The sequence below is a fragment of the Anoxybacteroides tepidamans genome (assembly GCF_014201465.1).
Lineage (GTDB): Bacteria > Bacillota > Bacilli > Bacillales > Anoxybacillaceae > Anoxybacteroides > Anoxybacteroides tepidamans.
Map to the genome: position 1 here is coordinate 17,309 of NZ_JACHEP010000005.1, position 13,325 is coordinate 30,633.

15 protein-coding genes are annotated in these 13,325 nt (G+C 46.2%); all 15 read left to right on the top strand.

What is annotated here, in order from left to right; all coding sequences use genetic code 11:
- The first annotated feature begins 1 nt into the window (after window position 1).
- The 15 genes from HNQ34_RS06760 (at window position 2) to whiA (ending at window position 13,311) form a co-directional block, all read left to right on the top strand.
- Window positions 2-502 (top strand): acyltransferase, encoded by a 501-nt coding sequence (locus HNQ34_RS06760; protein WP_183252910.1) that lies wholly within the window; start codon window positions 2-4, stop codon window positions 500-502.
- A 113-nt stretch (window positions 503-615) separates the two neighbouring features.
- Window positions 616-1,794: an ATP phosphoribosyltransferase regulatory subunit gene (locus tag HNQ34_RS06765; protein WP_246363912.1), complete on the top strand. Its 1,179-nt coding sequence runs from the start codon at window positions 616-618 to the stop codon at window positions 1,792-1,794.
- Between the two features lie 3 nt (window positions 1,795-1,797).
- Window positions 1,798-2,433, top strand: coding sequence for an ATP phosphoribosyltransferase (hisG, locus tag HNQ34_RS06770; RefSeq protein ID WP_183252913.1), 636 nt, complete (start codon window positions 1,798-1,800; stop codon window positions 2,431-2,433).
- Entirely contained in the window at window positions 2,430-3,695 is a 1,266-nt protein-coding gene (hisD, locus tag HNQ34_RS06775) for a histidinol dehydrogenase (protein WP_183252915.1), read from the top strand. The genes hisG and hisD overlap by 4 nt, the downstream gene beginning before the upstream one ends.
- A 16-nt stretch (window positions 3,696-3,711) precedes the next feature.
- On the top strand, window positions 3,712-4,296 hold the full coding sequence (gene hisB, locus HNQ34_RS06780; RefSeq protein WP_183252917.1) for an imidazoleglycerol-phosphate dehydratase HisB: 585 nt from the start codon (window positions 3,712-3,714) through the stop codon (window positions 4,294-4,296).
- The gene (gene hisH / locus HNQ34_RS06785) at window positions 4,297-4,932 is read left to right on the top strand and encodes an imidazole glycerol phosphate synthase subunit HisH (RefSeq protein ID WP_183252919.1); all 636 of its coding nucleotides are present in this window, start codon (window positions 4,297-4,299) and stop codon (window positions 4,930-4,932) included.
- Window positions 4,932-5,669, top strand: coding sequence for a 1-(5-phosphoribosyl)-5-[(5-phosphoribosylamino)methylideneamino]imidazole-4-carboxamide isomerase (gene hisA / locus HNQ34_RS06790; protein WP_183252921.1), 738 nt, complete (start codon window positions 4,932-4,934; stop codon window positions 5,667-5,669). Before hisH ends, hisA begins: the two co-directional genes overlap by 1 nt.
- Window positions 5,666-6,424 carry an imidazole glycerol phosphate synthase subunit HisF gene (hisF, locus tag HNQ34_RS06795; protein WP_183252924.1) on the top strand — a complete coding sequence of 253 codons (759 nt, stop codon included), beginning with the start codon at window positions 5,666-5,668 and terminating at the stop codon, window positions 6,422-6,424. The genes hisA and hisF overlap by 4 nt, the downstream gene beginning before the upstream one ends.
- On the top strand, window positions 6,421-7,050 hold the full coding sequence (gene hisIE / locus HNQ34_RS06800; RefSeq protein ID WP_183252926.1) for a bifunctional phosphoribosyl-AMP cyclohydrolase/phosphoribosyl-ATP diphosphatase HisIE: 630 nt from the start codon (window positions 6,421-6,423) through the stop codon (window positions 7,048-7,050). Before hisF ends, hisIE begins: the two co-directional genes overlap by 4 nt.
- A gap of 131 nt (window positions 7,051-7,181) precedes the next feature.
- A complete protein-coding gene (locus tag HNQ34_RS06805; protein WP_183252928.1) occupies window positions 7,182-8,645 on the top strand; it encodes a tetratricopeptide repeat protein in 1,464 nt (487 codons plus the stop codon).
- A 122-nt stretch (window positions 8,646-8,767) separates the two neighbouring features.
- Window positions 8,768-9,715, top strand: a complete 948-nt coding sequence (gene trxB / locus HNQ34_RS06810) for a thioredoxin-disulfide reductase (RefSeq protein WP_183252930.1) — start codon at window positions 8,768-8,770, stop codon at window positions 9,713-9,715.
- A 248-nt stretch (window positions 9,716-9,963) separates the two neighbouring features.
- Window positions 9,964-10,422, top strand: a complete 459-nt coding sequence (locus HNQ34_RS06815; RefSeq protein WP_183253127.1) for an 8-oxo-dGTP diphosphatase — start codon at window positions 9,964-9,966, stop codon at window positions 10,420-10,422.
- A 16-nt stretch (window positions 10,423-10,438) separates the two neighbouring features.
- Window positions 10,439-11,332 (top strand): RNase adapter RapZ, encoded by an 894-nt coding sequence (gene rapZ, locus HNQ34_RS06820; protein WP_183252932.1) that lies wholly within the window; start codon window positions 10,439-10,441, stop codon window positions 11,330-11,332.
- Entirely contained in the window at window positions 11,329-12,288 is a 960-nt protein-coding gene (locus HNQ34_RS06825) for a gluconeogenesis factor YvcK family protein (RefSeq protein WP_183252933.1), read from the top strand. The genes rapZ and HNQ34_RS06825 overlap by 4 nt, the downstream gene beginning before the upstream one ends.
- Before the next feature lie 60 nt (window positions 12,289-12,348).
- The gene (gene whiA / locus HNQ34_RS06830; protein WP_183252935.1) at window positions 12,349-13,311 is read left to right on the top strand and encodes a DNA-binding protein WhiA; all 963 of its coding nucleotides are present in this window, start codon (window positions 12,349-12,351) and stop codon (window positions 13,309-13,311) included.
- The last annotated feature ends 14 nt before the right edge of the window (window positions 13,312-13,325 follow it).

Genomic DNA, 13,325 nt, shown 5'->3' on the forward strand with positions numbered 1-13,325 from the left:
TTTGAGACGAACGACGAAATATCCAGTATCCGGCGCGAATTCGCTTTGGCAAATTTACCGGACGGTTTCCTTTTGGAAAGTGTTTAAAAATGTGATCGTCATTCAAATCGGGCGCTATACGCCGTTTATGTCATTAAAAAATTGGCTATACCGCACGTTTCTAGGTATGGACATTGGCGAAAAAACAGCGCTTGCTTTTATGGTCATGCCAGATATTATGTTTCCGGAAAAAATCAAAATCGGAAACAATTCGATTATTGGCTACAATACGACGATTTTAGCGCACGAATATTTAATTGACGAGTATCGGCTCGGTCCGGTCGTCATCGGCGATGAAGTGATGATCGGCGCGAATACGACGATTTTGCCCGGCGTGACGATCGGGGACCGGGCGGTTGTCGGCGCTGGCACGCTCGTTCATAAAGACGTACCGGCCGGCGCTTTCGTAGCCGGCAATCCGATGCGCGTCATCCGCCAGCAAGAGATGCATTCTGACCAATAGGTAGAATGCATTTTTTGTAGTTGACGTGCGAGTAATGGAGGAGTAAACTACAAGTAACTTCACTTCTCTACCATATTAGCAAACTAAAGTAATTTGATAAAGGACGTGTGGACATGTCAAAGTTGTTTATGTTTGAAAAACCGCTCGGCATGCGCGATACATTGCCGTTTTTATATAAAGTCAAAAAGCGTGTCCGTCAAGCGATGACGAACGAAATTGAACAATGGGGGTACGAGTTTATTGAAACGCCGACATTAGAATATTACGAAACGGTTGGTTCGGCTTCAGCCATTGCCGACCATCGATTGTTTAAACTGTTAGATCAGCAAGGTCATACACTTGTGTTGCGCCCTGATATGACCGCACCGATTGCCCGATTAGCAGCATCAAGACTTTATCAAAACGGAAACCCGCTTCGCCTTGCATACCATGCGAACGTGTTTCGCGCTCAGCAACGTGAAGGCGGCCGTCCGGCAGAGTTTGAACAAATCGGCGTTGAGTGCATCGGTGATGGCACCGTGACCGCTGATGCGGAAGTGATTCGTTTAATGATTGCCGCTTTAGAACAAACGGGATTACAGCGTTTTACAGTAGCGGTCGGCCACATTGGCTATGTGAACGCTTTGTTTTTGGAGATTTTAGGGAACGAAGAACGTGCCAACGTGCTGCGCCGGTTTTTATATGAAAAAAATTACGTCGGTTATCGCAACCATGTCAAATCGTTGCCGCTTTCATCGATCGATCAGCAGCGCCTCCTAAAACTTCTTGACTTGCGCGGAGACGATACAGTGCTTTCGAGCGCTCGCGAACTCGTTCATACCGAAGAAGGAATCAATGCGGTGGAGGAGCTTTCTGCGCTGTGGCATGCACTCCGGTTGTTTGGTGTGGCCGATACCGTGAAAATGGATATGACGCTCGTCAGCCATATGAGCTACTATACGGGCATTTTGTTTGAAGTATATGCAGACGGTGTCGGCTTCCCGCTTGGAAACGGCGGGCGTTATGATGAATTGTTAGAAAAATTTTCGTGCAAAGCGCCGGCAACAGGTTTTAGCATCCGCCTTGACCGCTTAATCGAAGCGCTTCAGGAGATGGACGTCGAAGAGAACATCGAATGCATCATTTTCAGCCAAGAGCGATTTGCCGAGGCGATTCAGTTGGCGAACGAAAAACGACGCGAAGGAAAAAAAGTCGTGCTGCAACATATTGCCGGCATTCGCGATATTGACGCCTACAGCAAGCGGTACGAACCGATTACGTATTTGCTTGGAAGCAATGGAAGGGAGGAATAGGCGATGCTGACGATTGCTATGCCGAAAGGACGCATCTTTGAAGAGGCGCTCGAATTGTTGCGAAAAGCAGGATATGCGCTTCCGCCTGAATTTGCCGAGTCGCGCAAACTCATGATTGATGTTCCAGAAGAAGGAATGCGCTTTATCCTCGCCAAACCGATGGATGTTGTCACATATGTCGAACATGGCGTCGCTGATTTAGGGATTGCTGGAAAAGATGTGTTGCTTGAAGAAGAGCGTGATGTATACGAACTGTTAGATTTACACATTAGCAAATGCCATTTAGCGGTGGCTGGCCTTCCGAACAGCCGTTTGAACGACATCGCTCCGCGCGTTGCGACAAAATATCCGAACATCGCTTCGAGCTATTTTCGCGAACAAGGAGAGCAAGTCGAGATCATTCCGTTAAACGGGTCGATCGAGCTTGCGCCACTGATCGGTTTAGCGGATCGAATTGTCGATATTGTCTCAACCGGTCGAACGTTAAAAGAAAACGGTCTGGTCGAATTTGAAAAAATTTCCGATGTTACTTCCCGCCTTATCGTCAATCCTGTCAGCTACCGGATGAAAGATGACAAAATCGATGAAATGGTCGAACGGTTATCAGCGGTGATTACGAACGAGGAGGATGAATCATGAAAATTGAACGAGTAACGGGACGTCTCTCATTGCGGCGGACGATTGAAACAGGTACGGAAGAGCAAAGACGTGCCGTTCAAAACATCATTCACGATGTTCGCACACATGGAGACACCGCATTAAAAATGTATACCGAGAAATTTGACCAAGTAACATTGGATTCTTTGCTTGTATCGGAGTCGGAAATCGAAGCAGCTTACAAAGAAATAAGCGCGGAGATGCTGGCGATCCTTCGCGAAGCAGCAGCGAATATTCGTGATTATCACGAGCGGCAAAAGCGCGAATCATGGATGACGACAAAAGAAGATGGAACGATTCTTGGGCAAAAAATCACGCCGTTGGATGCGGTTGGACTGTACGTTCCGGGGGGAACGGCAGCGTATCCGTCGTCGGTCTTGATGAACGTCATTCCGGCACAAGTTGCGGGAGTGAAGCGGATTGTCATCGTTTCTCCGCCGAACAAGCAAGGTACGTTGCCAGCCGGCGTATTAGTGGCCGCTCATGAATTAGGTGTAAAAGAAATTTATAAAGTGGGCGGCGCCCAAGCGATTGCGGCGCTTGCTTACGGAACGGAAACGATTCAGCCGGTTGATAAAATTTTTGGTCCAGGCAACATTTATGTGGCGCTCGCGAAGCGGGAAGTGTTCGGGCAAGTAGCGATTGATATGATCGCAGGGCCAAGTGAAATTGTCGTATTAGCCGATGAAACCGCGAAAGCGAATGAAATTGCAGCGGACCTTTTGTCACAAGCGGAACACGACGAGCGCGCTTCAAGCATTTTGGTCACGCCGTCGATGAAATTGGCGATCGAAGTGGCAAATGAAGTGCAAAAACAGCTTGAAACGTTGCCGCGAAAAGCGATTGCGGCAGCTTCCATTGCGCAATACGGAGCGATTTATGTGACGGATACACTCGAAGAAGCGATTGCGGTCGTCAACGAGCTGGCGCCAGAGCATTTAGAAATTATGGCGAGCGAGCCGATGCATCTTCTCGGACAAATTCGCCATGCCGGAGCGATTTTTTTAGGCCGCTTCAGTTCCGAACCTGTCGGCGATTATTTCGCAGGGCCGAACCACGTATTGCCAACGAATGGAACAGCACGATTTTCGAGCGGCTTAAGCGTCGATGAGTTTGTCAAAAAATCAAGCATCATTTTATACAGCGAACAGGCATTGCAGGAACATGGAGCAAAAATCGCGGCATTTGCGCGGTTAGAAGGACTTGAAGCTCACGCGCGGGCGGTCGAAGAACGTTTTAAATAAGGAGAGGACCTTTACAATGAGAAAAGCAACCATTTCACGCACGACAAACGAAACGGACATTCAGCTCGAACTGACGATTGATGGTGAAGGAAACGCTCAACTAGAAACAGGAGTGCCGTTTTTAACCCATATGCTCGATTTATTTACAAAGCATGGGCAGTTCGACTTGAAAGTTCGAGCGCACGGCGACATTGAAATCGACGACCACCATACGACAGAAGATATCGGCATTTGTTTAGGACAAGCGCTTCGCGAAGCGCTCGGCGATAAAAAAGGAATTAAACGTTACGGCAATGCGTTTGTGCCGATGGATGAGGCGCTGGCGCAAGTCGTGATCGACTTAAGCAACCGGCCGCACTTCGAGTTTCGCGGCGAATTTCCAAGCGGAAAAGTCGGAACGTTTGATGTCGAGTTAGTGCATGAATTTTTATGGAAATTGGCCCTTGAGGCGCGCATGAATTTGCATGTCATCGTTCATTACGGCCGCAACACGCACCATATGATTGAAGCGGTGTTTAAGGCGTTAGGGCGCGCCTTAGACGAAGCTACGATGATCGACCCGCGCGTTAAAGGAGTTCCATCAACGAAAGGAATGTTGTAAATGATCGGCATTATTGACTACGGGATGGGCAACTTATACAGCGTCAGCAAAGCGCTTGAACGTTTAAACTATGAATATGTAATTTCTGCTGATCCTAAGCGGCTGAAAGAAACGAAGGGCTTGATTTTACCGGGCGTCGGCTCGTTTCGCGACGCGATGCACATTTTAAACGAAACCGGGTTGGCGGACTTTATCCGCGCCGCTGTCGGCGAAGGAACACCGTTGCTTGGCATTTGCCTTGGCATGCAGCTGTTGTTTGAAGAAAGCGAAGAAAACGGACTGACGGAAGGATTAAATCTGTTAAAGGGGCGCGTCGTTCGCTTTCCAGGCATCACCGCAAATGGTGAAACGTATAAAGTGCCGCATATGGGATGGAATCGCCTTCAGTTCCGCCACCCATCCCCGCTGCTAACGAACGTCGAAGAAGGATACGTGTATTTCGTTCATTCGTACTATGTCGATACCGATGAAGAATCAGTTGTTTTAGCGAGCAGCATGTATGATGTCGAAGTCCCAGCCGTTGTCGGCAAAGGACATGTGTTTGGCACGCAATTTCATCCTGAAAAAAGCAGCTATATTGGGATGAAGATATTACAAAACTATGCGAACATCGTAGAAGGGAAAGGGGAGGCGTGATGGCGGCGTTTACGATTTATCCGGCGATTGATATGCGCGGCGGCAAATGTGTCCGCCTGTTGCAAGGTGATTATAATAAAGAAACGGTGTACGGCGATTCACCGTTTGAAATGGCCCGCTTGTTTGCAGAACAAGGGGCGCAATGGATTCATATGGTCGATCTTGATGGGGCGAAAGAAGGAAAGCGAGTCAATGACCGCTTTGTGCTCGAAGTTGTTGAACATTTAAACGTGAATGTACAAATTGGCGGCGGCATCCGCACGGAAGAAGATGTCGCCTATTATTTAGAAAATGGGGTTGCTCGTGTCATTTTAGGAAGCGCTGCGATCTCGAATCCGGCGTTTGTAAAAAAAATGCTTTCGACATACGGCGGGCGAATTGCGATTGGCATTGATGCGAAAAACGGGTTTGTTGCGACGGAAGGGTGGCTGAACACATCGAACGTGAAGGCGATAGAACTAGGAAAAGAGCTGGCGAACGCGGGTGCCGAAACATTCATTTTTACAGACATCGCAACCGATGGGATGCTGTCGGGACCGAATGTAAAAGCGGTAGTCGAAATGGCGCGCGCGACGGGAAAACACGTCATTGCCTCTGGCGGGGTAAGTTCGCTTGAAGATTTGCGGGCGTTGACGGAATGCACCGCAGATGGCGTCGTTGGCGCGATTGTCGGAAAAGCGCTGTATACGAAGCAATTTACGCTTGTGGAGGCGTTGAAGGTGGTGCAGGGCGGATGATTACAAAGCGCATTATTCCTTGCTTAGATGTGAAAGACGGCCGCGTCGTTAAAGGCGTGCAATTTGTGCAATTGCGCGATGCCGGCGATCCTGTCGAGCTGGCGAAGTTTTATGATGAGCAAGGCGCGGATGAATTAGTTTTTTTAGATATTTCTGCTTCTCATGAAGGGCGCAAAACGATGGTTGAAGTCGTGGAACAGGTGGCCGCGCAGCTAGCGATTCCTTTTACCGTTGGCGGCGGCATTAACTCGCTTGACGATATGAAAAAGATTTTACGTGCGGGAGCGGACAAAGTGTCATTAAATACAGCGGCCGTGAAAAATCCGCAGCTCATTAATGAAGGGGCTGATTTTTTTGGTTCGCAATGTATTGTTGTGGCAATTGATGCTAAATATGATGAAGCAATCGGTTCATGGCGTGTCTATACGCACGGCGGACGCAACGCCACGGAACGTGAAGTGATAGAATGGGCGAAGGAAGCGGTTGAGCGCGGAGCTGGCGAAATTTTACTAACGAGCATGGATTGTGATGGCGGGAAAAATGGCTTTGATATCGCGCTCACAAAAAAGGTGAGCGAAGCGGTTTCCGTTCCGGTCATTGCTTCTGGCGGAGCAGGAAGCGCGGAACATTTTCTAGCAGCGTTTGTCGAAGGAAAAGCGGATGCCGCTTTGGCCGCGTCGATTTTCCACTATAAAGAAACGTCTGTGAAAGAAGTTAAAGCGTATTTAAAAGAAAGAGGGGTAAATATTCGATGAACCTCGAAATGATTAAATTTGATGAAAAAGGGCTTGTTCCCGCGATCGTCCAAGACGCGCAAAGCAAAGAAGTATTAACATTAGCCTATATGAACGAAGAATCATTGAAAAAATCGTTAGAAACTGGAGAAACGTGGTTTTACAGCCGCTCGCGCCAAGAACTGTGGCATAAAGGGGCTACTTCCGGACATACGCAACGAATTGTAGATATGCGCTATGATTGCGATAGCGATGCGGTTCTCGTTCTTGTCGAACCTGCGGGCCCAGCCTGCCATACGGGAAGCTATTCGTGCTTTTCCAACCGGCTGAATGGAGAAAACATTCAGCGATCGGCTCAGCGATTTGCGATCATCAATGAACTAGAGCATACGATCGCTGCAAGGGAAGCGGAACGTCCGGAAGGGTCTTATACGACGTATTTGTTTGAAAAAGGTGTGGATAAGATTTTAAAGAAGGTTGGGGAAGAAGCGGCAGAAGTGATTATTGCGGCGAAAAATCGCAACCCGGAAGAGCTGAAGTGGGAAGTGGCGGATTTATTGTATCACTTGCTCGTTTTGTTGCGCGAACAGAAACTTCCGCTTGATGCGGTGCTAGACGTATTAAACGAACGACATGCGGCGAAATGATTGGCAAGCTGGCTCGTAATCGAATGGCGATTGTGGGCCAGCTTCTGTTATTTTTTTTGGAAACGTTCCAGTTTGACAAAAGAATGTGATATACTTCTTTTCGGTGAATTCAATGTAACATGGAGGGTTAGATGGGAAAACAACTAAAACCGAAGCGATCAACAGCGAAAATTATTCCGTTTATACAGAGCGGAGATTATTATTTTCAAAAAGGATTGAATGCCTACCGTCGCCGTGATTTATATAAAGCAAAAAAATATTTAGAACGAGCCGTACATTTGGATGCAGATGAAGCGGTGTTCGCCTGTCAGCTCGCTGTTGTGTTAGCAGAGTTAGGAGAATATCAAGCTTCGAACGAGCTGCTTTTAAAAATCATTCGCGAACTTGATCCGGAAATGAATGAATGTTTTTATTTTTTGGCGAATAACTATGCGCATCTTGGCTTATTTCGTGAGGCGATGAACTACGCACAAATGTATTTAGATCGTGAACCGGACGGTGGATTTGCTGAAGATGTCGAAGATTTAATGGATCTTTTAAGCATTGAGCATGCAGACGGTGAGATCGAGAACCAAGATGATTTGATTGTGAAACAAGAAAAAGCGCGCGCTTTGCTTGAAAAAGGGGAGTTTTTGGCGGCGGTTGACGTGCTGGAAACGATCATTGCTGAATATCCCGAATTTTGGTCGGCTTATAACAACTTAGCGCTTGCCCATTTTTACATGGGAAATGCTGAAAGAGCGCAGCATATCATTTATGAAGTGCTTGAAAAAAACCCTGGGAATTTGCATGCGCTTTGCAATCGTCTTGTGTTTGCGCATTATTTGCAGGACGAAGAGAGCGTTCGTCGCTTAGCGGATGAACTGGCGTGCGTTCATCCGTTTTTAATCGAGCATCGTTATAAATTAGGAGCGACGTTTGCGCTTGTCGGTCGGTTTGAGCTTGCTTTTAAATGGTTGCGCCATTTATATAAAACCCGTTTTGACGGCGATTATTCGTTTTATTACTGGCTTTCATATTCTGCTTACTATACAGGGCATGAGCAATTGGCGAAAACGGCGTGGGAGAAAGTAGTGGAATTAAGCCCTAATAAGAGGGGACAGGAGCCTTGGGCCATTTCTTTTGAAGGGAAAATGGCGCGGTGGCTCGCAAGCCGAGACATCGCAGAGGTGCTATACGGACTGTATATGATCAGCAAATCGCTTACCGATGATGAATTAGCCACCTACAGCGATCTGAAAAGCGAGATACCGGCACATCCTCTCGTCCGGCAGTTTGCTGATTACGTTCTTTTGCCGTCTTTGGAAGCAGCGCCGCTATATATTACGGACGGTTATCGTGTCATGGATGAATTATGGCAGAAAAATTTGCTTGCAGATGAAAAGATGCATATGGCATGGTTTCACGTGTTCGTTCATGCGCTGGAAACCGAGAGGGACTTTTCCAACCATAAAGCGTGGGCAGCGGCGATCGAATATGTATGGCGGCAAAAGCAAGGCGAGCGAACTACACAAAAGCTGATGGCTGAAAAATACAGCATTTCGCCATCGACTGTTCAGAAATATGTAAAAAAAGTGAAATCTTTTTTAAAATAAAATCTTAGGTTGCCTCTGCTTTTCTTATCGTGAGCAAATTAATAGACGTTTTATTTACGTTTATATACGATAAGGGTAAGGTAATAATAAGCAGGTAAGCAGAGTGTAAAGGAGTGGAAATGGTGTCAGAAGAAAAAATTTATGATGTGATTATCATCGGAGCCGGACCTGCGGGAATGACAGCAGCGGTTTATACGTCTCGGGCGAACATGTCGACACTGATGATTGAGCGTGGCGTTCCGGGGGGACAAATGGCGAATACGGAAGATGTGGAAAACTACCCGGGATATGAGCATATTTTAGGTCCGGAATTGGCGACGAAAATGTTTGAGCATGCGAAAAAATTCGGAGCGGAATATGCGTACGGTGATGTGAAAGAAGTGATCGACGGCGAAGAGTATAAAACGGTTGTCGTCGGCAATAAACAATATAAAGCACGCGCCATTATTATTGCGACAGGAGCGGAATACAAAAAGCTAGGTGTTCCAGGTGAAGCGGAGTTAAGCGGCCGTGGTGTTTCTTATTGCGCAGTTTGCGACGGTGCCTTTTTCAAAGGAAAAGATCTTGTCGTCGTTGGCGGCGGAGATTCTGCGGTAGAAGAAGGTGTGTATTTAACTCGCTTTGCCAATAAAGTGACGATCGTTCATCGCCGCGATAAGCTACGGGCACAAAAAATTTTACAAGACCGCGCATTCGCAAACGAGAAAATTGATTTTATTTGGAATCATACGGTCAAGAAAATTAATGAAAAAGACGGAAAAGTGGGTAGCGTCACGCTTGTGAACACCGAAACAGGGGAAGAGCGGGAATTTCCTTGTGATGGCGTCTTTATCTATATCGGCATGGTGCCGCTTTCGAAACCGTTTGCCCCCCTCGGCATTACGAACGAAAACGGCTATATCGTCACTAACGAGCAAATGGAAACGAAAGTATCTGGTATTTTCGCTGCGGGGGATGTTCGTGAAAAATCATTGCGCCAAATCGTGACAGCAACGGGCGATGGGAGCATTGCTGCTCAAAGCGCACAACACTATGTCGAAGAACTAAAGGAAGCGCTAAAAGTGAAATAATCATTTAACGAAAACGTAATACATGCTTAACTCGATTGTAACACGAATGAAATAGTTTTCCTGTATTCTAAAGATAAGTAATTGACCCCCTTTTATATATAAATTCCATTTTGCAGCGCACGGGTACCCTTTCCCGTGCTTCTTTTTATGATTGGCAAGGATGCATCTGATGAGATCCAACTAGCACCATATCGGCAGAAATAGTATAATAAAATAAACTGTACTGAAGTGATGTTGAGGTGAGCTTGTTGCAACGCGTGACAAATTGCGTCTTACTAAAAGATGGAAAAGTATTGTTGCTACAAAAACCGCGGCGCGGCTGGTGGGTCGCTCCCGGCGGAAAAATGGAACAAGGGGAAACGGTTCGTGAAGCATGTATCCGAGAATATCGCGAAGAAACAGGGATTTATTTAAAAAATCCCGAGTTAAAAGGCGTATTTACAATGGTCATCAAAGCTAAGGAACAAATTGTTTCCGAATGGATGATGTTTACGTTTCTTGCCCAGCAATTTGATGGGGAACATGTGCCTTATAGTGAAGAAGGGAAGCTGGAGTGGCATCCTTTGGAAACGCTTCATGAACTCCCGATGGCACCGGGGGATTATCATATTTTAGAATACGTGCTGAAAGGTTCTGGAATGATGTATGGCACTTTTGTCTATACAGAAGATTTTCAGCTGCTTTCGTATCGATTAGACCCAAGTTAAGGGGAGAGGATTAGGGATGAGCACAGGCTCAACAAGCGATATTCAAATGGTTATTATTACCGGAATGTCTGGTGCAGGAAAAACGGTCGCGATTCAAAGTTTTGAAGATTTAGGATTTTTTTGTGTTGATAACTTGCCTCCGACGTTGCTGCCGAAATTTTTAGAGTTGATGAAAGAATCCGGGAATAAAATGAATAAAGTAGCGCTTGTGATGGATTTGCGCAGCCGTGACTTTTTTGACAGCTTGTTTACAGCGCTTGATGATTTGGCAGAACGGTCGTGGGTGACGCCGCAAATTTTATTTTTGGATGCGAAAGATTCAACATTAGTGGCACGTTATAAAGAAACGCGGCGCACTCATCCGCTTGCTCAGAACGGATTGCCGCTTGAAGGTATTCGTTTAGAAAGGGAGCTGTTGGAGGAGCTCAAAGGCAGGGCGCAAATTATTTATGATACGTCGGACTTAAAGCCGCGGGAATTGCGGGAAAAAATTTTACAACAATTTTCCTCCCACGCGCATCAAACGTTTACGGTGAACGTCGTTTCGTTCGGTTTTAAATATGGGCTGCCAATTGATGCCGATTTAGTATTTGATGTGCGCTTTTTGCCAAATCCGCATTATATTGAACATATGCGGCCGAAAACAGGATTGGATGAAGAAGTATCTTCCTATGTTCTCAAATGGAACGAAACGCAAAAGTTTTTAGAAAAGGTGATCGACTTATTGACGTTTATGTTGCCGCATTATAAACGCGAAGGGAAAAGCCAGCTCGTCATCGCCATCGGTTGCACAGGCGGGCAGCATCGATCTGTAGCGCTCGCGGAATATATTGCGAAGCATTTTTCTGAGGACTACAAAACACACGTATCCCATCGCGATATGGAAAAAAGAAAGGAAAAGCATTCATGAGTACGAAACTGCATCCGAAGATTGTCATCATTGGCGGCGGAACGGGATTGCCCGTTTTGCTTAGAGGACTCAAACAATATGATGTTGATATTACAGCGATTGTAACGGTCGCAGATGATGGGGGGAGTTCAGGAAGATTGCGGGATGAGCTGGATATTCCGCCGCCGGGCGATATTCGCAACGTATTAGCTGCCCTTTCGGATGTCGAACCGCTCATAGTCGAATTGTTTCAGCATCGGTTTGAAAATGGAAACGGATTATCAGGCCATTCATTAGGAAACTTAATTTTAGCGGCGATGACTTCGATCACTGGCGACTTTGTTCACGCGATCCGCGAAATGAGCAAAGTGCTGAACGTCCGCGGCAAAGTGCTGCCGGCAGCTAATAAAAGTGTCGTTCTTCATGCGGAAATGGAAGATGGGACGGTCGTTTCTGGAGAATCGAAAATTCCGTATTCGGGAAAAAAAATAAAAAAAGTATTTTTAACTCCAGAACATGTTGAACCGCTTCCAGAGGCGCTCGATGAAATTCGCCAAGCCAGTTTGATCGTCATTGGGCCGGGAAGCCTGTATACGAGCATTTTGCCCAACCTTTTAGTTCCGAAAATCGGCCAAGAAGTATGTCGAGCGAAAGCGAAAAAAATTTATGTATGTAATGTCATGACCCAAGCTGGGGAAACATTACATTATACAGCGAGCGACCATGTGAAAGCGCTGTATGATCATATGGAATGCGCGTTTTTAGATATGATCCTCGTCAATAGCGGGCACATTCCTGAGGACATTCAACAGCGCTACGCAGAAGAGCGATCCGAACCGGTCAAGGAAGATCTTGAAAAGTTAGCTGAGTTAGGGTTGACGGTCGTTCGCGATCATATTGTTAGCTACGAAGATCGTGTCATTCGTCATGATACACAAAAGGTAGCCGCGTTGCTCGTTTCGCTTTTAGAAATGTGAGCGTAGAAATAGCACCTCCTTTTCCTTTGATCAATGACGAATTACGGAGGTGAGAATGAGATGTCGTTTGCATCGGAAACAAAAAAGGAGTTAACGAATTTAGAAGTCAAGCCTTGCTGCTTAAAAGCGGAGCTATCTGCGCTTTTGCGAATGAACGGTTCTCTTTCTTTTTCCAATCGTAAACTTACAGTTGATGTGCAAACGGAAAACGCAGCGATTGCGCGACGGATTTATACGTTGATGAAAAAAGGGTATACCGTCACGGTTGAACTGCTTGTTCGCAAAAAAATGCGCTTAAAGAAAAATAATGTGTATATCGTTCGAGTGATAGAAGGTGCTCGCGAGCTGCTAGAAGACTTAAAAATATTAGAAGAGCCATTTTCGTTTATTCGAGTCATTTCTCCTGAGCTAGTGAAGAAAAAGTGCTGCAAACGCTCTTATTTACGCGGTGCCTTTCTCGCTGGCGGCTCGGTGAATAATCCAGAGACTTCCTCATACCATTTAGAGATTTTTTCGCTTTATAAAGAACATAACGATTCGTTATGTGAATTGATGAACAGCCATTTTTTCTTACATGCGAAAACGCTGGAGAGAAAAAAAGGGTTTATTACGTATTTAAAAGAAGCGGAAAAAATTTCGGAATTTCTCAATATTATCGGGGCGCATCAGGCGCTGCTCCGCTTTGAAGATGTCCGCATCGTCCGCGATATGAGAAATTCTGTCAATCGCTTGGTCAACTGCGAAACCGCCAATCTAAACAAAACGATCGGTGCGGCGATCCGGCAAGTGGAAAACATTCGCTATATCGATGAAACGATCGGTTTGAGCGCGCTGCCTGACAAATTGCGGGAAATTGCCGAACTGCGCGTGACTTATCAAGACGTAACTTTGAAAGAATTAGGGGAAATGGTGTCCGGAGGGAAAATCAGCAAATCCGGCATTAATCACCGATTGCGAAAAATTGATGAGATTGCCGAGAAACTTCGGGCAGGCCAACCAATTGATTTTCATAAATCACTTTAAAAATAAAGGGGAGA